Genomic DNA, 25,581 nt, shown 5'->3' on the forward strand with positions numbered 1-25,581 from the left:
TATTATACAACAGCGATTTATACATAAGAATTAATTTGTCTTTCATAAATTAGTTAACTTGTTCAACTACTTTATTAGCTGAAACTTTAACAACCGTTTCTTTTTCACCTGTTTTATCAATCATGAAGCCATGAACTTTAACATTAGAAGGCACTAACGGATGATGACGAATCATATCTATACTCTTCTCAATATTTTCACTAACATTTCCTTTTCCACTTAGCCATTCCTCAAGGCTACCACTTGAAAATTCAGGCATACAATTTTCAAAGAGATAGTCTAGTTCCTTGTTATTTTTTATAGAATCACGTTGAATTTGCAGATTAACTACATTAGTTTCTTTATCCTCTATTCCGACAACAAAAATTTCTTCCACATTTTCTTCATAAATAGCAATAATAATAGATCTCATTATATCTCCAAAAGGATGTACAATTACGGAATCGTAGCTGTGTATAGTCAACATGTTTTCTTGTTGAATGTTAGTTACTTGTTGGATAATAGGCTCTATTCCTTGTTCCATCTCTGTTAACAATAAAACCTTTTTATGCTTTGAACTCATATATAGCACTCCTTCTTCATGATTGTATTTATGAAACTTTTAAGCTAGTAACAATAGTTGATATGCATTACATGATTGCTACCAGTTTTTCCAGCGTCCCTCTGGATCAATACTTGCAAGTCTGACCCATCCATTTTGAACTTTTTCTCGAAATGTGAAATCCTTATTTAGCAAGCGTTCTATATATTTAGTAGGCGCTTGAATTACAATGAGTAAACGAAGTGGTGAGTGATACGTCTCACTATCTGACTGCATAACGGATTGCCAAGGTAAGCCTGATAACAAATCACTTGCATTTCCTTGCATAACACCGAGACCTGCCGTAACGGTTTGTGTTGTTTTGTTTCCACTACCATAATAATGAGGAGCTACAGTGGAAGCGTAATATTGGAGATTGATCCACTGCGCTACTGTTCCTGGTCCCGCTATGATGCTAGCTAATATATCGCCATTTTCATCCTGTTTCCAATCATAATTATGAAGGAAAGCCCTACCTTCTAAATTACAATCCTGAGTCAATTCACGCTGCCCGATAATAAAAGATGCATTACGAGCTAATCCCCATTCCGGACGTATTTCACTCCAATCTTCTGCAAATCGATGTGCCTCTTTACTCGGATTTTTTATTTCCGTTTTAAAATTAGGTAATTGCGTTAAACGCTCTCTATTTGCTTCTTGGCTCACATTTGGCATAATCGACTCAATACAATCAAATGCTTCTTGCGCAGCTTCCGAAAGTTCTGGGACGTAAATCCATTCCAATTCATCCACGGTTGTTTTATGTTCAGCTGCTGCAAAAATGGTGTCCTCAGGAATGTTAATACCTTCGGCAGACAACGCCTCTCTTACTTCTGGAAGATTACATAAAGTAGCGAAAACTTTTGCATTAAACCCTCCCGCTGCTCCGCCACAAGCACCACACTCAAGCGCTGCAGCATAAGGATTGTTCGTACTTTGACTACTATGTCCGCACATTACAACTAAAGGAGCAAATTTTTCTGTCAGTCCCACCATTTTTAAAGCTTGACGTACATAGTTCACTTTTTCTTCTTTCGTAAAACCGATAGGTATCTCACATTTTGTATCATGGACATGATTAAGTGAGAATGTTGTATTAGGTTTTTGTAACATATTTTTACGAAGGTTACGAATGAAGCCGCCTACTCTTCTTGGCACAAAACTCCTTGTTATCATTTGTAAACCAAGTAAAGGGCCACTTACCTCAGGTAATAGCATACTTGTCAGTACATTTTTTTTCATCGTCTTAAACGTATAACTTACTGAGCTGTCTATCTTCTTACGTTGCTCATAAGATTTATATTCATTTTCATCCGCGAGTTCTTTTATTTGATGTTTCGGTTTTAATATAACTGGCAAAGAAGGATGGCTGTTATTACTGCCTAGTTCAGTAGTCGTAATTGGTAACCCAAAGAAACCAGCTATTCCAAACGTTTCAAACGGACCTAATTTTTCAAGGTGGCGACGAAACGGTTCTGAACGTACATCAATACAAAATGCTAATTGAGCTAATACATGTTTTTTATCATTCGTTGCATGTTGTTTAGAAGCGATCTTCTCCCTTAATTGCTCAGCATGCGTCTGTTCCCAAGCTTCCAGCCAAAGTTTCCTGCGAATATTTTCATCAAAACGATAAGCAAATGCTAATAATTCGCTTTGTTCAGTGGCAGACATTTGTAACCATTCCCGTATTGAAATATCCCCCCAATAGATCCAAGAAGCTATAAGTGGGACAACCTCAACTTTTTTCTCAACCTTTTGATTTTTTAAAGGTAAATACGGTTTTACAATGGCTAGCTCCATAGAAATTCGAACTGCTAAATATTGTATGAGAAGTTCCTGTTCCTCAATTGATTGTTGCGAGCGCCATCGTATCATTCCTGCCCATCCAGGCAAAGAAAGTAAGTGCCCTTCAAGGTAAGCTTGCCTGTTAGATTCAGAAATTCCTAGTTCAGATAATGCTTTTGTTAAAGCTATAAGGGCATCTTCTGGCCAATCTTTTAAAACTTTACGCTCATTTTTACTGAGCGCTGGATCAAATGTAATAAGGTGGTGCCACGCACGATACAAACCTTTCTCTCGGTTTGGCATCGTCCAACTTGATCCGGAGTCATCAAGATATAATTTACACCATTTAATAATATGGTAATTAAGAACATCTGATAGGTTGTCACCCTTTTGATTCTCTATAAGTGAACTCATTGGTTGCATAGAAGAGTCTTCCATACTCCCTGTATTTATATAACTTATTTCTTCTGCTAATTTATTTAATTCTGGCGATGATAATAAACTAGAAGGTAATCTCTCTAACTTTAAAGCTTCTTGGCAAAAACGCTCTGCTGTCTCTCGCGGCATATGAAAAGATTGTGAATCAAGCCAACGAGACAAGCCTATTTGTAAAAATGATTCCTCAATCTCCCCTTTCACCTTTGCCGAATGAATCATGGAGGCACTAGGATATATATCTACATTACGAGCTTCTTTTAACCAATCTGCAACTTGTTCAAATGATTGTTTTTCAAGTCCCATCCAAGGGTGATGAGCTGCAAAGGTTGAGATAGGCCAAAGTGGTGCAATCACTCGGCTAGCAGATTCAACTAAATCATTCATATTCTTTTCTTGTATTTCAATTTTTGTATCTTTCTTTTTTAAAGTTTCTTTCGTTACGATTGACTGTATGCTCATCACTGATTACCTCCCTTTGATACATCATGTTTCAGATAGCTTGGATGACTTTCTACTGACTTTTGTCTCGCTTCACCTACTCGAACGAACCAAAGATACATTACAGCAAATATTGTAGAAGATTGATTACGAGTAACGAGAGTACTAATAACACTACCAAATAATAAGAGACTTATAACAAAAATAACTGCTGGAGCTGAAGGTTGAACATTTTGATACATGTCAGTATGCAACCATTTATAAAGAGAGTTATGAACGGTAAAGTAAATGAGAGAAAATCCACTCAAAACAATTAAGCCAGCAATTCTTCCCATTCTTCCCTCTCCAAAAACAACAAGCTGTTTCCATGAAACGTATAATGACCAACCTAAGATGAACGCACTAACGAATTGATACCCCTCTCCAGAAGTCATAAACCAGAAAGCAATTGCTATAAATAATCCGAAAACACGTCCGACTATCATCCATAAATTGGACATCTTTTCATTAGATTGCTTCACTCCCTCAAAACGTTGTACGGAAGAACCAGCTTGTAAAAACAGTGTGGCTTTAAATAAACCATGTAACATTAAATGTATAACAGCTGCTAAATACGCTCCTAATGCGCATTGAATCAGCATAAACCCCATTTGTGCAATAGTGGATCCTACTAGCTGACGTTTATAATCAACTTGGACTAAACTAATTCCTGTTCCTATTAAGACAGAAATACTAGAGAAAATGAGTAAAATGATTTGTGCAATATCATCATGAAAAAGAGGTGAAAATCTAGTTAACATGATACCACCAGCATTTACTAAACCCGCATGCATAATAGCCGAAACAGGCGTCGGAGCAACAGCTGATTCAATTAACCATCTTTGGAAAGGCCATTGTGCTGCTGGAATCATCACAGCTACTATAATCAATAAGTTAATTCCTGTTTTCTCCAATGTTCCAAATTGAGCTACATTTTCATTCGTTACAACTGATGTTAACTGCCACTGTCCAGTTATTTGAAACAGCCAAATGATAGCTGCTAGCAAGGCAATCCAACTTATTGTAAATAAATAGCCTGAGATTTTTGTTGCTTCACTAACTACTTTCCACCCTTTATTTAGACCTATGAGTAAAACCAACCCTATAAGAGTTGCTCCCCAACAAATAATCATGAAACGAAGATCATTACTTAACCATGCGACCGAAGATACACCTGTAGTAAATGTAAAAAGTGCAAAGTACTTTCGATATGAGCGATCTCCCATTAAGTAACGTACAGAGAAACGCTGAATGATTAAACCAATTGTAAGAACGAAGAAAGCCATGAACCAAGCTAAAGTATCTAGATGCCAAGGCCCTACAACTCTATCTCCATTGTGATTAACAAGTGCAAGTAAAGAAACCAATGAAGGCAAAGCAGCGATACCAATATGGATATGAACAAAACGTAAAGGCATCCTTGCATGTAAAAACAATAATCCACTTAGCCAAGAAGCACTAAGCGCGATAAAAAATAATGTTAACAGTGTTGATGAACTTAGCGAAATTAACATGTAAATACTCCCTTCTAAACGAAAATAAACTGTAAGAATTCCTTTTCATTACGATAATTTTTTTAATTTTAATTTTCATTCACTCTTTTTCGTACATCGTTTTTTTCCATAAAAAAAACCGACAACTTCCATAATTCAATGATTTTATATCATCATTGAATTATGGAGATTGTCGGTTTCCCTTCAACTAACTTCAATAAAGTTTTTTGAAGAGCTCCCATTTTATAGAGGATAATAATGTATGTATTACTCCTATGAAAAATAACAGTATATCTCTGGTCTCCTAGATTATGCAATCAATATATCAATTTATGTTATGCGCTATCTTTTCATTAAGAAACTTTTTCATTTAGTCAATATTACATATTAAAAAAATGCTAAAGCCTTAATTATAGCAAACAGTTAAAATAAGCATCTATTAATTTTTAAAACAATTATAAGATAAACCATATTAAGCAGTTTGTCAATTTATTTATCCATTTTTTCAAGCGTTATTTCAATCAAAATTCATTATACGTAAATAATTTCAAGTTTTTAATTATTATCATGTTAATAAATATAAATAAAGTGCAAAACTTTTAGGTTTCTTAATTATCTCCCACTAACACTACGGTGGTTTTAATTTTTAAAATTTCTCCTCAAGATTATGGAACAATTTAAAAATCATTACTCGTTCACCAGTACGAGAACTTATATCCGTATGAAAACTTTTTACTTCTTCTCCAGTTAATTCTAGTATAATCTCTTTCAAATCGTCAATTCCAGATTCAACTAGCTCCGAACGATTTTTCTTTATCGTTAGCATACCGTCTTTCGTTTCGCAAACAGTATACTCAGCTGGTGTTAAAATACCTTGTAAATTTACGATAATCATATCTCGTAATATATCTGTCTTAACGGATATAGACCCGCGTCCTAGGTAGTCCTTTTCCCAGTGCGTAATTGCTTTGCTTATCTCTGATTCAATAGAGCCTTTTGAGTTTTTCATTTATGTATCCTCCTTCAATAAAATAAATTTACAATAACAATATAATAATCTGGATTGATTTTATTTTCAATTATTGAGAACAATTTATAGGAATCGTTGTAGGGTATCCTTTAGGATTAAACTAAGTTTTTATATTGCAATATACGTTTTTTTGATTATCCCAAATAAGCTACTCTTACTATAAGGACTCTGTTGCATACATTTCTAAAAAGGACATTCCGGAGAAAACAAGATATCTCTTATAACGTAATATACAAATAAAAAAGCCTACGCTGGTGAGTAGGCTCGTTCTCTTTTATTTTAGTCAAAAAGCTATACATACCTTCATTCGAACACATTACCAGATTAGGTTTATGCATATTTCCTTCGAATTTTCCCAACCACCAATAACAGAAAGGGAATTCCAAACATGTAAACCGGAAATGCAACTGGAATCACAAAAAATAGGTAGTAATAATGAGTAAATGTTTGGATATTTTTAACTGATACAGCTATGATGAACGAAATAGGAGCAAGAACCAAAGCTACTTTTCGCCAATCCTTTAAATGAAATATTTGTGCTGTTCCATAACAAGCGATAAACATGTATAACGCCAGTTTAACAAAAATACTAAAAAACCAAATAATCACTATCAAAATATCTACATTTTGAATGAACTCCATGACGGATATGTACCGACTCAAATCGTAAACCGGATACAAAAAACTTGAAGATAGATTCGGACCGAATGTTAAAATGACCGCTAATGTTCCGATCGTTACCATGAAAACGGCCAGTCCTACTCCCCACATTGCCCGCGATGACGCTTGTTCTGGTTTGTCCATAAAGAAAACGAACATCATCATCATGACAGCCTCCCCGAAAAATGCAGCTACAGGAGTATAGGAGCCTTTAAGTATGGGAAGCCATCCAGAATCATGATAAATAGGCCGCATATAATCCCAATTCATATTGCCAATATTCAAAATGATTACAAACGTTATCATTAAAAGTACAATTGGCCCTATAATTTCACTTAAACGTCCAATCCCCTCCACCCCGCCTTGGTAAATAATAAAAATGAGCAATAACATCGCAGTCAAGACAATAACCCACAAAGGTGTATTATGAAACAAAGCGATAATAATGAACTCACCAAATTCACGGACGGTTATCCAAATTATCATGTACCATCCAAAGAAGTAAAGAATCAGCAGCAGCTTTCCTAGCCATTTACCAAGAATGGTTTGACTAAATTCAATTAGCGTTTGTTTCGGATAGAGCGAACCAAGTGTAGTTGCAAAAAAAGTAAGAACAACCCCTATCCCCCCTGCAATCAAGATCGAAATCCACGCATCTTGTTTGGCAGTGCGAATCGTCGCTGGAATAACTAGAAGGAGTGATTGTCCCACTTCAAATGTGAACATCATCCAAAAGATTTGCCTGCCAGAGATTTTCATTGAATTTCTCACACTCTATATTCCTCCTTATTTTTTCATTTCATTTTTCTTTAACTGCAACGGTGGTCCAGTCAGTCCTACTCGCCGAATAGTAAGCTTTGTATGAACAGAAACTTGCACTTTTCGAAATTGTTTACTCCAATTCTTTTTTAGCCCTTTCCATTCGGATGGATATTTTCGATGAATGGCTTCCCCAAATCCAAAGATATCGGTTCCGTATTGTTTTTGAACCTTTTTAATAGTTTGGAGAGCTTGCTTTTCAGATTGTTTTTCCAATACATGTTCTAAAAGAGTGATATTTTTTGGCTGCGTAAGATCTAAATTCGTATTATTTTCCTGAATTGTTCCTTCACCAGAAAAAACAATATCACACTTAATTGTGTTCCCTTGTATAGTAGGTATAATTTTTCTATTGATTTTTGTCATATATAAACTTGCACTACCATTTCCTTTAGAGGCGCTTGCTGTAACCGTCTGTTTACTTAAACGATTCACTATCCAAAGAGTAGTTAACCATTCCTGCATGTTTAAATACCCTACCAATTTGAAATCGTTGTTAAATATAGCACCGCCTACAATTTGAAACCCTTTGACCTCAGTTTTTCCTTTTTTATGAGACACATTTAGTTTAATAACGGGTAAAATCGGAGTGATTCCATCACTCGTACTAGCAATAAGAAAATGTAATAAAGACATATCTCCTAACGCCTCTATTTGCATATGCTCTTTCAGTGCCCCAAGTGCCGGGATAGATTCTAAGGGGATGGATGCTTTCAAAAACTCTTTTGCAGTATGCCCCTTTATTACAAACGCATCTGCTCGTAATCGAATATCAGGATCGCGGCTATATGCATCTAAAACTGAAGCGAGGCCATTTTTAGCCATTTTTTCTCCAATCAATATTACACGCTGGTGCCCTCGAAAGATTTCTCTCGACATTTTTGTTTGCATCATTTGTACAGCTTCATGTGTATCCTTTCCAATTCCTGATTCTATAAAAACCGATTTTCCTGTATTACTTCTTCCGCTCTGTCCCATTCCCATTTTTGATGGGATAATAAACTGCGCACTAATTTCAACCTTATTATTCTTCGCTTGATCAAGTCCCCACCCTAATTCAATTGCCAGATCATTTAGCTCCGTACGATCCCAACATCCCGTCAAGAAGCATAATGAAACGACCAGTATCATAGAGAGCGCCTTGTGCAGACTCATTCTGTTTCCCCTCCCCGTTTCTCATCTGGCTTTTGTCCATCTGGAAAACGAACTTTCTCTTCACCAGATACCATTATTGGGCGGTGTGTCATATTCCAACGAGGCGTTCGGAGAAAAACATCCTTTAAATCACGCGGAGTCTGAGGCGCAACTGGACTTAAATACGGAATACCAAAAGAACGAATATTAGTTAAATGAATCAAAATCGCAAGGGTACTTATTGCTATACCGTATAGCCCAAGCATTCCTGCCAATAACAGCATAGGAAAGCGTAACATCCGGTAAGCTGTTCCTAAGTTGTAGCGCGGGAACGCAAATGACGCAATACCGGTTGTCGCCACAACAATAACTAAAGGTGCGGAAATAATACCTGCTTGCACAGCAGCTTGCCCGATAACAAGTGCCCCCACAATACTAACTGCTGATCCAACGGGTTTTGGTAACCGAACGCCCGCTTCCCTCAAACCTTCAAATAAAAATTCCATCATTAGTGCTTCTATAACAGCAGGAAAAGGAATACCTTCTCGCGCAGCTGCAATACTAATAAGCAAATTTGTCGGAATTAATTTCGGATGAAAAGTTGTAATAGTAACATAGAGAGACGGAAGAAATAATGAAATATTAATTAATATTAAACGTATCCATCGAACAAAAGTCGTATAGATGGAGCGCTCATAATAATCCTCCGCTGCTTGCAAACCCGTCCAAAATGTCATAGGAACGATTAAAACGAAAGGTGTATTATCGACTAAAATGGCGACTTTCCCTTCTAATAAACTTGCACAAACCGCGTCTGGTCGCTCGGTATTTTGAATTTGCGGAAAGGGAGAAAAGGGTTGATCCTCGATAAACTCTTCAATAAAAGCTGACTCCAACACCCCATCAATTTGAATTCGCTTTACCCTTTGGCGAACTTCATCCAAAACCGAATCGGGTGCAATGCCCTCAATATAGGTCATTACCACATCTGTCTGTGATAATTCCCCAATCGAATAAGGTTCCATTTTTAGTCTTTGACTCCGAATCCTTCGGCGAATTAGGCTCGTATTCACCCTTAACGTTTCGGTAAATTCGTCCCGAGGGCCACGAACAGAAATCTCGGCAGCCGGTTCTTCAATACCTCGTTTTTCAAACCCTTTTAAATCAGCGACTAGAGCTTGACTCTCTCCTTCTGTTAAAATGACGATATTCGCTTTCAATATCGCTTCTATAACCTCATGAACTTTTGAAATCGTCTTTACTTGAGAAACCGCAATAAGCTGTTTTTGTATAATTTCTCCTACCGAATCCTCACTCTTTACTCCACTAGGCAAACCTTCAAACATCATTGGTTTGAAAACAACTTGTTCCACAATCTTAGTGTCAACTAATCCATCTATATAAATAAAAAGAATTTCAGTTTGACTATTTATGAGAAGTGGACGAAATACAATATCGGAACAATTCTCAAAAACTTGTCTCAAAACTTCTTCATTCACACATACACTCTGCTTGAGTTCACACTCTTGATCATGTTGGATCTGCATACTTGCACTCTCAAGTTCCTGAATATCTTTTCTCAAACGATTTCTACTAAGTTTTTTCATCATACTACCCCATTTATCGAATGGTTTATGTTTTTATACTTGAACTTTAGTGTTAGTGATTTCTTGACAGAAAAGCTTTAGAAACCTTTCCACCACATGGTTTTTGGGTCAGTAATCATTTGGCTAGAAAACAACAGGAAAATATCCCCTCTATATCCTTCTTAAAATCTCCTTACACATGAAAATTATTCAATTTTTTCTATAAGTTAGTTATTCTAAAATGTGGTATCCAAAAAGTAACTTGTAACTGATGAGTTGTTAAATTGGTACTAATACACTTATGGAAACGAGCCCAAAAAGCATGCTCTGAAGAAAGATAAATCAGAACATGCTCTGAATTGATTTAATGGAATCACTCTTTTAGAAAAAACTAGGATCATTTCTTTAATCCTTCTTTCACTAAAATACTCTTTAATGAAATCATCTCATTTTTTAGTAACCTGTTGATACTATAGACGTTGATTTTTCTGGAAGTTTAATTGAAAATAATCCGCTTCATTTCAAACAATATTTTCATACTAGCATGCTAGTATAAAGATAAAATACAGAGATAGCCTTACCATTGAAATTCTATTATAATTTTGTAATCGCAATTCATTTGAATCAAATAAAAAATCAGAAGAAATAATATTATTGGGAGGTACTCCGATGAACCTTTTAATTAGAAAGTTAGAAAAAAATGATGTAGGCAATTTCCCGGAGATTGATGATAGTTTTATAGTGAATGCTCGGTTAATTCTTTCTCTTTCCAAAGTAAATAGACGCATAGAATATACAGTAGAAGACGTTCCAAGTTATGAAAAAAGTTATTTACAAAATCAATGTGATAATGAAGAACTGGCGTACAATGAGTATATAAATAAACCGAATCAAGTAATTTACATAGCACTGTTACATAACCAAATCATCGGATTCATAGTATTGAAAAAGAATTGGAATCACTATGCTTACATAGAAGATATAACAGTGGATAAAAAATATCGTACACTCGGAGTTGGTAAAAGATTAGTTGATCAAGCAAAGCAGTGGGCAAAAGAAGGCAATATGCCAGGTATTATGCTTGAAACGCAAAATAATAATGTCGCAGCATGTAAATTTTATGAAAAATGTGGATTTGTAATTGGTGGATTTGATTTTCTTATTTATAAAGGTTTGGATATGACAAATGATGAAGTTGCAATGTATTGGTATTTTCATTTCAAATGAAACTGTTTTTAACATGAAGCAAAGTCAAAATAAAACCCCCAATCTCTCTAAATTAAAATTGAGAAACTGGGGGTTTTTATTTAAAACAAGTAACTTATTAGTAATCCTGCTGATAATAAGAAGCCGAAAATCGTATTTGTCATCGCTGTTGATTTCATTGCGATGCGCATATATCCGGGATCCTTTGCTCCTTTTTGGAAACTTTGAATGGCAGAGATTGGTTTTCTTAAACCTAGGAACATCACTAATGCCCAAGGGCTTATATAACCCATTAATACAATTACCGCAATCCATAAATAAGCAATGAAAAAGGCTACAGCTAGTGTTACTATTGCTTTTTCTCTCCCAAGGAGGATTACTAATGTCTTTCTTCCACCTTTAATATCTTCTTCAATATCTCGGATGTTATTTGACATGTTGATTGCACCGACTAAAATTCCAATTGGAATTGAAATTAATACACTTTCAGTCGTTATCGTATTCGTTTGAATAAAGAAAGCAATAAGTACAAAGCATGTCCCCATTAACAAGCCAGAAACTAATTCTCCAAACGGAGTGTACGCAATTGGTAATGGACCACCTGTATATAAATAGCCAACCGCCATTCCGATTAAACCGATAACGACTAACCACCAGCTACTATTCATACAAATATAAACTCCAATAATTGCTGCTACTACATACAATAAAAGTGCGACTGTTAACACATTTTTTGGTTTCAATCCATGACGGACAATTCCGCCACCAATTCCAACAGAATCAGCTGTATCTAATCCACGTTTGAAATCATAGTACTCATTAAATAAGTTCGTCGCGATTTGCAATGCTAAACATGCAACCATCATCGCAATAAATAAAAGCCAATCAATTTCGGCAACATAAAGTGATGCCACTGTTCCTAAAATTACAGGAGAAAATGTCGCCGTTAACGTATGCGGGCGCGTCATCTTCCATATTAATTTAGCGGAACTAATTTCTTTTTCTGTCCCCATAACTCTGTTCAATCTCCCAACATTTAAGTATAAATTCCTAGCAGTATCTTTCTATCTGTTTTCTGCCAGCATCTATTATACCAAAAAATGAATTGGTGATAGAACTGTAATGCTCTTGCTTATCTCTCTTAGATTCAGTTTTTCAAAAGAAAATCCGTTGCTCAAATGCGAACAACGGACCTTTTTATATGAACCAATTTAAAACGTCCTCAGCAATCTCTTCTGGTCTATCCCAGTGCATTAAATGCTTATCTTCAAGTATAATCGATGCTATTTCATGTAAGTTAATGACTAGATTACACCTTCACGCCCCTCAAATTAATATAGTTTAATAATTGTATGATTCGTTTATCATATGTGTGATGTTTCAAAGTTCTATCCAGTCCATTTTTTGCTATACGTTTTCTTTCTTGTACATGTTCCAAATAATACTCTGCTTTTTGTATAAACTCCGATGCACTATTAAAAGTTTCTATTTCAACACCTGGTATGTAATGTTTTGCTACATCTGGACGTATATCAGTTAATTGAAAAGAACCTACGGCATTAATTTCAAACGTCCTATTATTTACGGAATACGCTTGAATATTTGCAGAGTTACAATTCAATTCCTGATCAATTAGTGAACGATGCAAATTTATATTGATTTTAGTAGATACGTAAAAATATAACGCATCTTCATACTTTGCAAGTGGCAAGATTTGTATTTTATCCTTTAACCTTTCATAACTCTTTAAATTCTCCCAACCGAAACCTACAATTTTTATATTTTTTTCTGCTAAATACTCTGAAATAGAATCAACAAAGGTAAGTCTATTTTCAAATGCTGTACCTATAAAACTAAGATCATACTTATATGTATCTTCTTTCTGAGAAGGTTTAAACACATCTTGATTTGCTGCTAACGGAAGATGAAACACATTGTTACATCCTAACCCTCTATAAAATTTGATACAATTTAAATCTTGCGTAAATATGTAATCATAATACGGCACAAGATGTTGTGTTACATCCGTATAATAAGGATCATCTGTCAGCCAAAGTCCAGTAGTAAACCCTGCCTTTTTTAAGAATGGCATAATATGATTAAATTCTTCACTTAAACCGCTTAATACCAAAATAAAATCTGGTTTCACTTTCAATGCGGTTTTTATAGCTTTTTCTGGACTCACCATACTTGTATCGCTGTTTATCTTTTGTAAACTATTCAAAATTGCTGCTTCGATCATTGGATAATAAAAAGGAATTCCTGATTGAATAAATAAAATTTTCTTAGGAGTATTGTCTTTCATGTCACTTCCTCCTATACATATTTTCTCATCCTCAAAAAAGCACTTTATATTCTGGGTTTAGCTAAGGCCCTTTTTATGTAGGCTCTGCAATCTTTATTCATTTTCATAACATACTACTTTATATTTATAAGCATCGTTTATGTCCATTATGTGGAACTTTCCTTATTTTATAGGCTGATGGGATTTGGGGAGGTGTCACAAAGGGAATAAAGTTAGGTTATATTCAGCCAAATTATTAAACATAGAAAATGAACATATCTGGACGATTATCCATTCGTAAAAATTCATGTGATTGAACCGTAACCCCAAACGAAGTAGTAACTTCTTGTTTTGGTTCACTTGAAACGAATTCAACTGTAAACGGAGCCCCTTCTTCTATCGCTCTTTTCAGTACCTCAAAAGGTGCAAAGGAGACAAGTTCTCCAAAACCGTCAAACAATACAATTTGTATTTTCATTTTTAGAACACCTCCTATGGTTTCTTATTTGAATCCCAAATTAGGAGAATACATGTTATGTACAAATTAATAATGAAGATAGTCTTTCTCCCCTCACTCTATAAACTTCCAAATGTTCTTCTAATTTCCTCTTATCACTTATTACACTTAGTGTTTTCTTCACAAAATTCCAATTTAAACTACCGGATAACCATAGTAACGAAGAAAGTCTTTTGTAATCATTTGATGTTACAATCTTATGAGCCTTATACCCTTCTAAAAATGCACTAGCAACACTTGAACATACTTCATGCGAATGTATTCCTTCTGTTCGAGAATACCACTTTAGTAAAAAGGCTAGTCCTTCAATACGATCAACATATCCAATCGATTCAACATCTACAATTCCTTTTACCTGCTCACTTGAGTCCCATAAAACATTCAAAGGATTTAAATCTGTCTGTACGATAAACTTTAATTCACTCGTATATGCACACTCTATATGATATGTAGCTAGCTTTATATACTCCCGTAATTCTTTGCATGCGCTTGCCTTACTTTCTAACATATGAATAAACTGGGCATACCCATCCAAATGTGATTTCTTTTGAAAAATCGAGCTTTGAAATGCGCAAGATATGTCATGAATCTTTCTTGATTCCTTTCCAAAGGCTTTTGCGATAGCTTCTGTACAATGTGTAATATGTTCTCCCTCAATCCAATTAGACAAGACAAATCTGTATTGTTCCTCATTCCAAGCGACAAGTGTAAATGGCTCTCCTGCCCTATTCTTATTTATCTGCATAAAAGGAATTCCATGTTCGCGTACATAATACGTAAACCGTACTTGCTCTATCAGTTGTTCGTTTGATAACGTTCCAAAAGCTGGATTGATTGTTCGCTTGCTATTTATAAATCTTGCGGAATACCGCTTTCCATTTACGATGATTTTATAGTGTAAATCTGTATGCCAACTATTATTATGTAATTCTTCTTCCACTGCTAATGAATGAATTTCTTTAAAATAATTCATTAATACGTCTTTTATTATGTGTTTCATCCTATTCTCCTTACATGTAAAAATCCTCGATGATAGGTTTGTAAAATACACTTAATTTACTCAAAAGGAAAATAATATCCTACGTAATTAAACACATTTGTAAACCCTACATTTTCCACAACTGCGATAGAAGACTTGTTCAATTCCATACAGTCCCAATATGGAGTAATGTCATTCTCCAAACAATCTTTCACAAAACTATGAGCTATCGTTTGAGCTAATTTTCTCCCCTGGTGCTCTTCTATTGTTTCAATATCTATACAGTGTATATTTTCAAATACAAATCCTGAAAAACAAACACTCACAATTAGATCACCATAAACAATGCAATAACCGATTCCTTCATTGAAAAAACAATCTGGTGAAGACCAAAACTCTAAAATTTTTGATTGTAAAAAATCAATGTTCTTAAATGTGTTATTATTATTTTCATAGAGAGCTTTACTCATTTTTAGCACAGTATATCCCTGTTCAAATTTAGGCTCATGATGATTTTCATAATCCTCTTTTCTTAGCATATACACTCTTTGATTCCAACTCTTTAAGTTACGGTGCTGAAATATTCTTTCAATTGTTTTGTTCCACTTTGAATGATTACCGATTCCTTCAAAACAATTTAGTCCAACCTTTTTCGCCTCAGGTTTTATTACATTATTAATAAGATGATTCATTTCTTTATTAAACTCTTCATTTTCAGCATTTCCAATAAAAAAGAAGCCATCATTATTACCTAACCAAATGAGTCCCGAATTAGGAGAAGTCTCGTTATCTACAAATATTCGACCAGGATTCACCCCTGCAATTACAGCTTTGACTTCTAATTGACCTCGTTCATTTATTAAACTACTACATTTATAAAAATCATTCTTGCTTAATTCAGAAATCATAAGTTAAACCACCTTTTTGAAATCGCTTTATTATAACTTTAACACTATGACAGAATATTCTCTATTCTTTTTAATAGTTGTTTTAAATCAATGAAATATATAATAAAGGAAAGAGCCAATCTCCAACACAATAGAAGATTGACTCTTTCCTTTATTTATTCCCCTGTTTCAGAAAATCGCTTTATACGTTCACCAATTTCATCACGAACACGTTGAAATTCGGACCACTCTTTTCCTGCTGGATCATCAAATCCCCAATAAACACGATGCACATCCGGCGGAGTAGATGGACAAACAGAATCTGCATGGCTACAAAGCGTAACGACTAAATCAGCACGATTTAAAATGTTTGCATCAATTATATCTGATGTTTGATTTGTTATGTCGACATTTACTTCGTTCATTGCTTTAATTGCGTTTGGATTTACTCCATGTGCTTCGATTCCTGCAGAATACACATTCCACTTATCTCCTAAATATTTCTTTCCCCATGCTTCTGCCATTTGGCTTCGGCATGAATTTCCTGTACATAAAAAGTAGATTGTCTTTTTGTTCTCCATGTTGTTTTCCACCTTTATTTTTAAATTTAGACTGATTGATCATTAAAATATTTACGTTTAAACCAAAAAGCAACGTTTACAAGTGCAATCATGACAGGTACTTCAACTAAAGGACCGATAACAGCTGCAAATGCTGCGCCCGAATGAATACCAAACACACCAACTGCTACAGCAATCGCTAACTCGAAATTATTGCTACCTGCTGTAAATGCTAACGTTGTCGTCACCGGATAGTTTGCACCAATCTTTCTTCCCATAAAGAAAGAAACAAAAAACATTACAATAAAATAAATGAGTAATGGAATTGCTATTCTTACTACATCTAGTGGTACGCTAACAATCATCTCTCCTTTTAAAGAAAACATAATAATGATCGTAAATAGCAATGCAATCAATGTAAGTGGACTAATCTTAGGTATAAACACCTTTTCATACCACTGTCTTCCTTTTAACTTAACTAGTACAAAGCGCGTCAACATACCTGCTATAAAAGGAATTCCCAAATAAATAAACACTGATTTTGCTACTTCTATCATTGTAATATCGACAATAGCACCTTCAATCCCTAACCATTCTGGAATGACTGTTACAAACACGTATGCATAAATGGAGAAGAATAACATTTGAAATACCGAGTTAAAAGCCACTAAACCTGCCGCATACTCTTTATCCCCATCGGCAAGATCGTTCCAAACAATGACCATCGCAATGCAACGTGCTAATCCAATCATAATGAGACCAACCATGTATTCTGGTTTATCAGGAAGAAAAATAATTGCTAACACAAACATAAGTACCGGACCAATAATCCAGTTTTGTACTAATGATAAAACTAACACTTTAACATCTTTAAATACTTGGCCCATTTCCTCATAGCGAACTTTCGCTAATGGTGGATACATCATGACAATTAAACCAACTGCAAGCGGAATAGACGTCGTGCCAACTTGTAATGTATTCAGTCCGTCTACTACACTAGGGAACACAAACCCTAAACCAATCCCAACAGCCATCGCTAGAAAAATCCATAGTGTTAAATATCGGTCTAGAAAAGATAAACGTTTCATTTTATTTTCCATCTCCTATTAACAACAAGAATTTTTAGCTACTTCATTAGAAATCGTACAACAAGATGACTCTTCAATTTTGTGAACATCACTATGTGCTTTCGTATAAAAGAATTCCCACTCATTCCCATCAGGATCTGTTACCCAAAACTTATCTTGTACTGCATAGCAACAAGTCGTATCCATCTCATCACGCGCGAAGAAACCTTCTTTTTCTAATCTTTCTTTATGTAATGTAATTTCTTCAGCTGTATCCACTTGGAAACCGAAATGATTTACCTGATTTCCCTTCACTTCTTCTCGTACGTTCAGCGTAAAATTAAGTCCTGGCGTCTCTAATAAAAATTTTGCATAATCCGTTTTCACTTTAACTGGTGATACACCAAATACTTTTTCATAAAATTCAATGGACTTCTCTAAATTCGTAACGTTTATACCAACGTGAACATATCTCATACCTTATTCCTCCTCTTTACATATCATTAATCAATTTTTTTTGATTAATAAATTAAAATTTTAACAGCAGCTACCTTTGCCTGTTTTTCTAAAGATACAGCACAATTCTTCTGATAATAAATTATTCACTTCCGCATCATTTAAATCATAATAACTCCACGTACCTTTTGTTTCTTTTACAATTAAACCTGCGTCTAATAAAATCTTTAAATGATAGGACAACTTAGATTGTGTCATTTCAAAAATCTCTGTTAAATCACATACACACGTTTGGCCTCTCTGACAAAGCTCATACATGATTTCTAGACGTTTCTGATCCGCTAATGCTTTAAACTTTTTCTCATAGAGCTGGAAATTTTGCGCCACTGTAGTTCACTCTCCCTTCATCAATTTTTTTTGATGTTTATAGTATATACGTAGATGAGTTCTATATGCAACTTGTTAATCAAGTTTTTTTGATTTATCAAAAAAACTTCCTCGCATCATCACTTTGCTACAACTAAAAAAGACCATAGCCTTTTCAAAAATGAAAAACTATGGTTCTTTTTACAACTTAATAGTTACAACATTTCCGAGAAATGGAGTCTCTATAACTATTTTTAATTTTAATTTGATCATTATAGAGTAGTGCCCCGTCACCCTCAATCTAAGAAAAACAAATACCCCAAAATGAGAAAAATCGATATAACTCTTGTTTTTGGTGCATATTCATAAAAAGCACGTTACCCTTTCTCATTAACATAAGAGAATAGTAACGTGCTTTTTATTTCAAAAATAGTCTAAATCCTTAAGTTGATGGTTGTGGGGCGGGACCCTAATAAGAACGGTATCTAAGGTTGTATGAGTGGTGTTCGTTCCATTCCAAAGGCCTCTGCCGACGATTAACTCAAGTACCGGTTTCGGATAACCCCCATGTGATGAAGCTCGTATCCTGCAATGCTGTACGCGAGGGCGCGCGCCGTAATGCTTAGGTTGTTGGCTGTGCCCTTGCGGATCCACGCCTCCGCTGGTAGCCCGCGCAGTAATGTAATCGTTGATTGCCGTACGGCCCGGTAGTCTTCGGCCAATTGCGCGGTTGTCCAGCTTCCGAAAGGAGGTATGAATAATTCCTGATCGAAACCGGTCAAAGGCGTCTGGTCCCCTCTTGCGAACCGGAGCAGGCGGTAGGTCATGACGCGTTCCGCGTCTGTAATGTGGCCCACAACTTCTTTCAGTGTCCATTTTCCTTCCGCATACCGATATGCGGCCTGGCTTTCGGTCAACGATGCCAGGAGTTCGGTCATTTGCTTTTCCTGAGCAAGTAAAATGTCGATGATGTTACCGTCCGGCACTAATCGGATATATACGCCGGAGCTCCCGGCGTATTCTTCTTCTGACGGTCTTTGATTCATACGTAATCACCTCTTTATGTATATATAGAAAATTATAGCACTCGTCTATGTCTAATCAATTCGCGAAATAATAAAACTCCCCTTCTAATAATTGAGGATAAGCAACTATTTAGTCGGTCGCCACACTATCCTGATTCGTTAGCACAATAAGCAATGCTAATCAATAATGCATAAAAATTAGAAGTTATACAATATTTCAAAGTTATGAATATATATTAGTTTATTCCAAAACATACATAAATACATTTTGTCGAAACTATTAAAAAGGTAAATTTTCTCTAGCTGGAGAATTAATAATTGTTTTACCAATATGTAAACATCTCAATTTAAAACTAAAGGAGAACAAAATGGGAAAAATAATTGTATCGATGTACCTCTCACTAGATGGTGTCATGGAGGAACCAGCTTGGACTGCTCCATATTTCAATGAAGAAGTGGCAAAGTTTCAATCCAATTTACTGTTTGAAAGTGAAGCGCTTCTACTAGGGCGAGTAACCTATCAAGGTTTTGCAGCTGCCTGGCCTTCTATGACTGATGAAGAAGGTTTTGCTGATAAGATGAACAGCATGCCTAAATTTGTTGCCTCAACAACTTTAGAAGAAACCGAATGGAATGCAAATCTTATCAAGGGTAATATTGTAGAAGAAATATCGAAACTGAAGGAACAGCCCGGTCAGAACCTTTTAATTTATGGTAGTGGTGAGCTTATACAAACATTGATGCAACACGACCTCATTGATGAATATCATTTTATGGTCAATCCCGTTATCGTAGGAAGCGGAAAGCGTCTCTTTAAAACCGGAAACGATACAAAGGCTTTAAAACTGCTCGAAACAAGAACGACCAGTTCAGGTGTCGTTATTCTTTCCTATCAGCCGGAGAAAAAAGAATAATTATTGATAAATTATATAAACAAAAAACTCATCAGAATAAATCCTGCTGAGTTTTTTTATAAGATAATACATATATTAATTTATAAAAATCATACGGGTTAGTACTTTATCAGTCATACCTACATAGGCATCGGATATTCCATATGTTTGTCCTGTTTGGAGAGAGCTCATTAATACCTCCATATCTAGCTGTATATACTCTGTAGCTTTCTTTATTCTTTCATCCTGAAAATAATCAGGTTTGCAATTTTTACAGCCCATACAAAGACAAGGATCCAGAGAGTAATGATAATAATGCCTGTTATCCAATTCTTTGGTTTGCTTGTTATCTGTCTTTCCTCTACCTTTCTTTTACAATCCTCCAACACTTCTTTAGGAATCAGTTTTAATGCCAAGTATACACCTAATGGTACAAGAATCAAATCATCAAGATACCCCAAGATTGGAATGAAGTCTGGGATTAAATCTATAGGACTAAAAGCATACGCAACAACAAGCATTGTAAATAATTTAGCATACCAAGGGACTCTTTCATCTCGATATGCCAAATAAAGTACAAGAAGTTGTTTTTTTTTAGTTTCTAGCCCATTTTTTCATTTTTTGTATGATAGATATTTTTTCTTCTGTTTCTATCGGTTTATTTTGATTCAAATTATTCCTCTCCCATTTTATTACTACGTACATCTTCTCAGAATTGTTCTTATTAACTGTATAATAATTACATAGCTACTATTGAGTCTAATACTTTATTTTAATAAAAACTATTTATAATATAAAACCTAATGATCAGTCTACATTTTATTAATCAATAAATTAGAAAGATAAGAGATAAGAAACACGTTTAAATCAACTAGGTTTAATCTAATCCAGTTTTTAAATGGGAACAAGCATGTGAGGGAGGGATCTCCAGATTTTCGTTCTGGGGTATTCTTTAATTTTAACCTGATAAACATAGGATATGTGTTGTTTTAAAGAAAATAGAAAAAGCGTATTTTGACTAGATAATCAAAATACACTTTTTTCTTTCTTTATTTATTTTGTAAAAGGTGTATAGGTTTAGCCGATAATGATTGTTTTGCTGCTATCCATACAACAATTATTGTTGTTATAACAGATAAAAGTATACCTAAAATGGACCAAGTCATATCTATTTTCATCGGCATTTGGAATAAGAAGCGTAAAGTGATGCCTGAAAAGGCTAGGGCAATTCCAGCGCCAACTAATCCAGCCGATAGGGAGATAATCGTGTTTTCTAATAAGATAGACTTCATCAAATTACTAGAAGACATACCAACTGTTTTCATAATAGCAACATCTCGTGTCTGTTGCATTAAGCGAATGACAACTTGATTTCCAATTGTAAGAACAGCTGTTAAAAATGCGAACAACGCTACAATTGAGAAGAAAGCACTTTGCATTTGAATAATATACTGAAGACTATCGATTGCTGTAGCAGCAATTGAATATGCCATTGCTGAACCAGGAAGTTTTTCATTTAATTCTGTTAATATAGTATTTATCTTTTTAGGATCACTATCTAAGGAATAAGTAATTCGGCTTGGTTTCCCATATGTAGCTAATGTTTCAGTTGGAATACGGATGCCAACGGTTTTAACTACACCAGATTTAAAGAAACCTATAATTTCGCAGTTTACTAATTCATTTCCAATTTGAATGTCAACTGTATCACCGACTTTTACACCTAATTTCTTATAGCTGTCCAAAAGAATTGCTTTTTTCCCCTTTGCATCCGATAGAGCTAAATCACGCCCTTCAGATATCATATAGGATCTAGAGTTAAGAGAGGTATCTACCCCTTCTATTGAAATTTTAGTTGAGCTAAAAAATTTATCATCTTTTATATTTTTCATGAATATAGATGCTGCGTCCACTCCGTTAATATTTTGGAGTCTTCCATCTAATTGATAACCTTTTTTCGATCCTTTTATGTCCTTAATAGATTGTAGCTGCTTTTCAACGTTCCCTTCGTCATGAATGGAACTTGTAATAAGGATATTTCCCATTGCCTCTCTTTCCAATTGACCTTGAACTGACTCAATTAAATTGTCTGCAAATACATGACTAGAGACAACAGAAACAACACCAATAGTTAAGGTAACTGCCAATAAACCATTTCGTTTACTTGTAGTAGCCATGTTGTGTAAAGCAAGAAAGAGGCTTTGTGGCATTATGCTTTTCATGGCGCCAATTAATCTGAATAATAAAGAATATATAAACCCTATAAATCGGACAAAAGTAAAAATAAATAACAGAACTGCAGTTGTAAGTAAAAGAGCAAGAAACCACTTAAAGACTGCGTTGCCATTTGTATTTGTTGTGAAAGCTATATTGTAAACATAAATAGAAAGAATGCCACAAGTAAATATAAAAAGTTGAAATTTCTTTTTAAATGGTAAAGCATAATTCACACTTGTGTTCTCAGTATCACGTAACATTTGAAGTGGTGATACACACATTCCACTTTTTACTGGTATCCAAGAAGCTAAGAAGGTTACAATTAATCCCACAATAATTGTTGTAAAAATTACGGACCATGAAATTCCCCAATGTAGCGGTAGTGAAAGCACGTCTGCTAGATAGGACGTCAGCCAAACACTAGCTAATAAGCCGAGTACAATCCCACCAACTGTTCCGAGAATCGCTAGCCATAATGCTTCTAATAGAAAATATCGAATAATATATTTAGTTTTCATTCCTACGGACTTCATAACAGCGATATCATGCGTACGTGAAGCAATAATGACTTTCATTGTATTAGAAGTAGTAATAGCGGCAATTCCAAGAGCTAATATACTGAAAAGCTGAAGAAATGGTAACAACATCCATAAATCTTTCTGTTTCTCTAGCTCCTTATCCTGAACATCTATTACACTACTTTGTGGTAATTGTTTTTGAATATTCTTTTTAAAAGAAGAGATATTAACATTTTCATTTAATAAGATTAATGCTTCATTAATTGTGCCTGCAGGTACATTTAAAAGCTGCTGTGCTTGATCTAAATGTAAATAGGCAGTTCCAAAAATTGAAGCATCGCCATAGGATTCTTGGACACCTTCTACTAAACCACTAATTTTATAAGAGGTCATTGCCCCAGTAGAACGGTTAGGAATCTCAACTCTATCTCCTACTTTGACTTGCAAACGGTCAGCTGTATTTTTGGAAAGTAGTAGTTCATCTTTATGTAAAGTACGAATATTAGGAAACAGATTATCACCAAAGAAAGGATAGTGGTTCGTTTCAATTCCCTTTACAATTAAACTTGTTGTTTTCCGATCAGATTTGACCATACTTTGACCTAATAAAGAAGTTGTGAGCGCTTTCTGTTCTTCTTTAGGAATGGAAGAAATAAGAGTTTCGCGATCCATCGGTTTTAAATAGGATTGAACTGACACATCCCCTCCTAAAAGAATTTTAGAGGATTCGTGAATAGATCGCGGAACCAGCTCTACCAACATAGACATAGAAAAGAAACTAGCTACTCCTATTAAAATACTGAACACAGTAAAAAAAGTTCTTAAACGATTACGTGCTAAACTACGTAGTGCAGATTTTAGTAGCATGGTGTTATGCCACCTTCTTGCTCACTAGATTTTGTATGGTCGTTAAAGGTTTCTTGAACGAGGAGGCCATCTTCCATTTTTAAAACACGATCTGAAAGTTTTGCCACATGCGTATCATGTGTAGCAATAATAAACGTCATCTGGAGTTGGTCACGTAGTTGAAAAATTAAGTCCAAAATATTTTTTCCTGTTTTGGAATCTAAGTTCCCAGTTGGTTCATCAGCAATAACAATGGCTGGATTATTTACTAATGCACGAGCAATTGCTACACGCTGTTGTTGACCTCCAGATAGCTGGCTTGGTAAATGATGATATCGTTCTTTCATCCCAACAAGGTCCAACATTTCCCTAGACTTTGTTATCATTTCTTTTTGGCTTCTTACTCCAGCGCACATAAGTGCCATCATAACATTTTCTTGAGCGGTCATTGTTGTGATTAAATTATACGATTGAAAAACAAAACCAATCTTTTTTGCACGGAAATCAGCTAGCTTTTCTTCTGACATGGAGGTAATATCTTGTTGTTCAATAATAATACGTCCTTCGGTAGGGGTATCCAATGATCCCAGTATTCCAAGTAGTGTGGATTTTCCGCTTCCACTAGGACCAATAATACTAACAATCTCTCCAGAATAAAATTTAGTGCTAAGCCCTTTTAAAATTTGAATTGTTCCTGCTTCGGTTTCATAAGCTTTCTTGATTTTTTCTACTTGAAGGATGGTTTGTTTGTTTATCATCCTTTTCCCTCCCGGCCCTTTTAAATTTTAATGTAAAGACAACTATTGTTCTAATTAAAACTATAATTATTACAATAATGGCACCTTTTGCATTTCCCCATGTGAACGAATCTAGCGATGTGAATAAATAGATGGTATATCGAAGAATGAACCAGATAGCAGTGATAACTGAACAAAAATATATACTAGCATATGTAAGAAATGCTAATTTATAGTGCCTGTTCATCCTCTTAATTGTATCATTAAATTGCTTTCGATAATCAGGCTTGAAAAAAAAGTATCCCAGGAGACCACTTTTCACCAATTGGAAGGTTCTAGTATGCAAGTTTGCAATTCCTAGAATGTCAGTAAGAACCCAAAAACCGTCATATTGTAAAAATGGATATAAGTTATATAGAACTGTAATGAGTATGAATTGATTTGCTACAAAAAATTCCTGGAATCCTGAAATAAAATAACACAACTCAAATAATATAAATATCCATAATTCAAAGTAAATTCCGCCCAGGTCAATAACTACTCTTTGTCGTCTAGGCAATCGCCAGGTATCACTTAAATCAACAAATAAAACAGGCCGCATCATATAAAGACCCATTCCGACGTCTTAAGGTTGTATTTTATATCGATAAGCAGCAACTATATGACCAAGTTCATGGATAATAATAGAAAATAATAGCAGCAAAATTGCAATAGTAAATTTATAAACGGATCCAAATGTGTTTGATATATTTTCAGTATTAGCCTGAAAAAAATAATGTATTAGACTTATACTGAAGAAAATACTAAATAAAACAAATACGCCCCGAAAGAATAAGAATTCGAAATATTTGGATGCCTTTTTTAAGTAAGAAGCGTGGAATATTGCTATTCTAAATGTAATTGCAGAGTGATGAGATGCTTTTTTTTCAGAACCAACTAAAACCCCATGCCCATCAACTTAAGAACGAAAACAAAATGAACTTTCGTTCAAACAAACTAAAAAACACGTAATGTACTT

The 25,581-nt window shown here is 34.9% G+C and carries 21 protein-coding genes and 2 pseudogenes; 2 read left to right on the forward strand and 21 right to left on the reverse strand.

Features of this window, described 5'->3' with window-relative positions; all coding sequences use genetic code 11:
* Window positions 1-49: 49 nt before the first annotated feature.
* The 7 genes from PDQ33_RS15580 to PDQ33_RS15610 form a co-directional block, all read right to left on the reverse strand.
* Complete coding sequence (locus PDQ33_RS15580) at window positions 50-562, reverse strand: carbonic anhydrase (protein WP_061130826.1); 513 nt, start codon at window positions 560-562, stop codon at window positions 50-52.
* A 78-nt stretch (window positions 563-640) separates the two neighbouring features.
* A complete protein-coding gene (locus tag PDQ33_RS15585; RefSeq protein ID WP_061130825.1) occupies window positions 641-3,265 on the reverse strand; it encodes a DUF2309 domain-containing protein in 2,625 nt (874 codons plus the stop codon).
* Window positions 3,265-4,797: an NADH dehydrogenase subunit 5 gene (locus PDQ33_RS15590; RefSeq protein WP_071743157.1), complete on the reverse strand. Its 1,533-nt coding sequence runs from the start codon at window positions 4,795-4,797 to the stop codon at window positions 3,265-3,267. The genes PDQ33_RS15585 and PDQ33_RS15590 overlap by 1 nt, the downstream gene beginning before the upstream one ends.
* A gap of 625 nt (window positions 4,798-5,422) precedes the next feature.
* Complete coding sequence (locus PDQ33_RS15595; RefSeq protein WP_000798157.1) at window positions 5,423-5,785, reverse strand: DUF2294 domain-containing protein; 363 nt, start codon at window positions 5,783-5,785, stop codon at window positions 5,423-5,425.
* A 351-nt stretch (window positions 5,786-6,136) separates the two neighbouring features.
* The gene (locus tag PDQ33_RS15600; protein WP_270756113.1) at window positions 6,137-7,225 is read right to left on the reverse strand and encodes a GerAB/ArcD/ProY family transporter; all 1,089 of its coding nucleotides are present in this window, start codon (window positions 7,223-7,225) and stop codon (window positions 6,137-6,139) included.
* Between the two features lie 27 nt (window positions 7,226-7,252).
* Window positions 7,253-8,440, reverse strand: coding sequence for a Ger(x)C family spore germination protein (locus PDQ33_RS15605; protein WP_000052125.1), 1,188 nt, complete (start codon window positions 8,438-8,440; stop codon window positions 7,253-7,255).
* Window positions 8,437-10,029, reverse strand: coding sequence for a spore germination protein (locus tag PDQ33_RS15610; protein WP_270756104.1), 1,593 nt, complete (start codon window positions 10,027-10,029; stop codon window positions 8,437-8,439). Before PDQ33_RS15610 ends, PDQ33_RS15605 begins: the two co-directional genes overlap by 4 nt.
* A 645-nt stretch (window positions 10,030-10,674) precedes the next feature.
* On the opposite strand from PDQ33_RS15610, the gene satA reads away from it, so the two are divergent.
* Complete coding sequence (satA, locus tag PDQ33_RS15615; RefSeq protein WP_001050473.1) at window positions 10,675-11,232, forward strand: streptothricin N-acetyltransferase SatA; 558 nt, start codon at window positions 10,675-10,677, stop codon at window positions 11,230-11,232.
* An 80-nt stretch (window positions 11,233-11,312) separates the two neighbouring features.
* Here the strand turns inward: satA and menA are convergent, their stop codons facing one another.
* From menA to PDQ33_RS15665, 10 genes and pseudogenes are all read right to left on the reverse strand, one after another.
* Window positions 11,313-12,224 (reverse strand): 1,4-dihydroxy-2-naphthoate polyprenyltransferase, encoded by a 912-nt coding sequence (gene menA, locus PDQ33_RS15620; RefSeq protein ID WP_000536359.1) that lies wholly within the window; start codon window positions 12,222-12,224, stop codon window positions 11,313-11,315.
* 296 nt (window positions 12,225-12,520) lie between these two features.
* Window positions 12,521-13,516, reverse strand: a complete 996-nt coding sequence (locus PDQ33_RS15625; protein WP_061130822.1) for a CgeB family protein — start codon at window positions 13,514-13,516, stop codon at window positions 12,521-12,523.
* A gap of 247 nt (window positions 13,517-13,763) precedes the next feature.
* Window positions 13,764-13,973, reverse strand: a pseudogene (locus PDQ33_RS15630) (DJ-1/PfpI family protein); the annotation flags it as partial.
* Between the two features lie 55 nt (window positions 13,974-14,028).
* Complete coding sequence (locus PDQ33_RS15635) at window positions 14,029-15,012, reverse strand: phosphotransferase (protein ID WP_061130821.1); 984 nt, start codon at window positions 15,010-15,012, stop codon at window positions 14,029-14,031.
* A gap of 56 nt (window positions 15,013-15,068) precedes the next feature.
* Window positions 15,069-15,899 carry a GNAT family N-acetyltransferase gene (locus tag PDQ33_RS15640; protein WP_061130820.1) on the reverse strand — a complete coding sequence of 277 codons (831 nt, stop codon included), beginning with the start codon at window positions 15,897-15,899 and terminating at the stop codon, window positions 15,069-15,071.
* 155 nt (window positions 15,900-16,054) lie between these two features.
* Window positions 16,055-16,459, reverse strand: coding sequence for an arsenate reductase (thioredoxin) (arsC, locus tag PDQ33_RS15645; protein ID WP_061130819.1), 405 nt, complete (start codon window positions 16,457-16,459; stop codon window positions 16,055-16,057).
* 26 nt (window positions 16,460-16,485) lie between these two features.
* Entirely contained in the window at window positions 16,486-17,526 is a 1,041-nt protein-coding gene (gene arsB, locus PDQ33_RS15650; protein ID WP_061130818.1) for an ACR3 family arsenite efflux transporter, read from the reverse strand.
* 18 nt (window positions 17,527-17,544) lie between these two features.
* Window positions 17,545-17,982, reverse strand: a complete 438-nt coding sequence (locus PDQ33_RS15655) for an ArsI/CadI family heavy metal resistance metalloenzyme (protein WP_270756107.1) — start codon at window positions 17,980-17,982, stop codon at window positions 17,545-17,547.
* A 60-nt stretch (window positions 17,983-18,042) separates the two neighbouring features.
* Entirely contained in the window at window positions 18,043-18,348 is a 306-nt protein-coding gene (arsR, locus tag PDQ33_RS15660; protein ID WP_000068188.1) for an arsenical resistance operon transcriptional regulator ArsR, read from the reverse strand.
* 515 nt (window positions 18,349-18,863) lie between these two features.
* Window positions 18,864-19,373 (reverse strand): DinB family protein, encoded by a 510-nt coding sequence (locus tag PDQ33_RS15665; protein WP_270394007.1) that lies wholly within the window; start codon window positions 19,371-19,373, stop codon window positions 18,864-18,866.
* A gap of 347 nt (window positions 19,374-19,720) precedes the next feature.
* Between PDQ33_RS15665 and PDQ33_RS15670 the strand changes: the two genes are divergently transcribed.
* Window positions 19,721-20,266: a dihydrofolate reductase family protein gene (locus tag PDQ33_RS15670; RefSeq protein ID WP_061130815.1), complete on the forward strand. Its 546-nt coding sequence runs from the start codon at window positions 19,721-19,723 to the stop codon at window positions 20,264-20,266.
* 87 nt (window positions 20,267-20,353) lie between these two features.
* On the opposite strand, the pseudogene PDQ33_RS15675 reads toward PDQ33_RS15670, so the two are convergent.
* The 4 genes and pseudogenes from PDQ33_RS15675 to PDQ33_RS15690 form a co-directional block, all read right to left on the reverse strand.
* A pseudogene (locus PDQ33_RS15675) lies at window positions 20,354-20,518 on the reverse strand (IS4 family transposase); the annotation flags it as partial.
* The gene (locus PDQ33_RS15680) at window positions 20,479-20,814 is read right to left on the reverse strand and encodes a YkvA family protein (protein ID WP_048555286.1); all 336 of its coding nucleotides are present in this window, start codon (window positions 20,812-20,814) and stop codon (window positions 20,479-20,481) included. The pseudogene PDQ33_RS15675 and the gene PDQ33_RS15680, both read right to left, overlap by 40 nt.
* Window positions 20,815-21,294: 480 nt before the next feature.
* A complete protein-coding gene (locus PDQ33_RS15685; RefSeq protein ID WP_270756112.1) occupies window positions 21,295-23,847 on the reverse strand; it encodes an ABC transporter permease in 2,553 nt (850 codons plus the stop codon).
* Window positions 23,838-24,584 carry an ABC transporter ATP-binding protein gene (locus PDQ33_RS15690; protein WP_000608860.1) on the reverse strand — a complete coding sequence of 249 codons (747 nt, stop codon included), beginning with the start codon at window positions 24,582-24,584 and terminating at the stop codon, window positions 23,838-23,840. Before PDQ33_RS15690 ends, PDQ33_RS15685 begins: the two co-directional genes overlap by 10 nt.
* Window positions 24,585-25,581 lie beyond the last annotated feature (997 nt).

It is taken from the genome of Bacillus cereus group sp. Bc031 (assembly GCF_027716265.1).
GTDB classification, from domain to species: domain Bacteria; phylum Bacillota; class Bacilli; order Bacillales; family Bacillaceae_G; genus Bacillus_A; species Bacillus_A paranthracis.

Coding starts and splice junctions, on each gene's coding strand:
- PDQ33_RS15580 (WP_061130826.1), bottom strand. CDS start 562: ATGAGTTCAAAGCATAAAAAGGTTTTATTGTTAACAGAGATGGAACAA.
- PDQ33_RS15585 (WP_061130825.1), bottom strand. CDS start 3,265: ATGAGCATACAGTCAATCGTAACGAAAGAAACTTTAAAAAAGAAAGAT.
- PDQ33_RS15590 (WP_071743157.1), bottom strand. CDS start 4,797: ATGTTAATTTCGCTAAGTTCATCAACACTGTTAACATTATTTTTTATC.
- PDQ33_RS15595 (WP_000798157.1), bottom strand. CDS start 5,785: ATGAAAAACTCAAAAGGCTCTATTGAATCAGAGATAAGCAAAGCAATT.
- PDQ33_RS15600 (WP_270756113.1), bottom strand. CDS start 7,225: ATGAAAATCTCTGGCAGGCAAATCTTTTGGATGATGTTCACATTTGAA.
- PDQ33_RS15605 (WP_000052125.1), bottom strand. CDS start 8,440: ATGAGTCTGCACAAGGCGCTCTCTATGATACTGGTCGTTTCATTATGC.
- PDQ33_RS15610 (WP_270756104.1), bottom strand. CDS start 10,029: ATGATGAAAAAACTTAGTAGAAATCGTTTGAGAAAAGATATTCAGGAA.
- satA (WP_001050473.1), top strand. CDS start 10,675: ATGAACCTTTTAATTAGAAAGTTAGAAAAAAATGATGTAGGCAATTTC.
- menA (WP_000536359.1), bottom strand. CDS start 12,224: ATGGGGACAGAAAAAGAAATTAGTTCCGCTAAATTAATATGGAAGATG.
- PDQ33_RS15625 (WP_061130822.1), bottom strand. CDS start 13,516: ATGAAAGACAATACTCCTAAGAAAATTTTATTTATTCAATCAGGAATT.
- PDQ33_RS15635 (WP_061130821.1), bottom strand. CDS start 15,012: ATGAAACACATAATAAAAGACGTATTAATGAATTATTTTAAAGAAATT.
- PDQ33_RS15640 (WP_061130820.1), bottom strand. CDS start 15,899: ATGATTTCTGAATTAAGCAAGAATGATTTTTATAAATGTAGTAGTTTA.
- arsC (WP_061130819.1), bottom strand. CDS start 16,459: ATGGAGAACAAAAAGACAATCTACTTTTTATGTACAGGAAATTCATGC.
- arsB (WP_061130818.1), bottom strand. CDS start 17,526: ATGAAACGTTTATCTTTTCTAGACCGATATTTAACACTATGGATTTTT.
- PDQ33_RS15655 (WP_270756107.1), bottom strand. CDS start 17,982: ATGAGATATGTTCACGTTGGTATAAACGTTACGAATTTAGAGAAGTCC.
- PDQ33_RS15665 (WP_270394007.1), bottom strand. CDS start 19,373: ATGAATCAAAGACCGTCAGAAGAAGAATACGCCGGGAGCTCCGGCGTA.
- PDQ33_RS15670 (WP_061130815.1), top strand. CDS start 19,721: ATGGGAAAAATAATTGTATCGATGTACCTCTCACTAGATGGTGTCATG.
- PDQ33_RS15685 (WP_270756112.1), bottom strand. CDS start 23,847: ATGCTACTAAAATCTGCACTACGTAGTTTAGCACGTAATCGTTTAAGA.
- PDQ33_RS15690 (WP_000608860.1), bottom strand. CDS start 24,584: ATGATAAACAAACAAACCATCCTTCAAGTAGAAAAAATCAAGAAAGCT.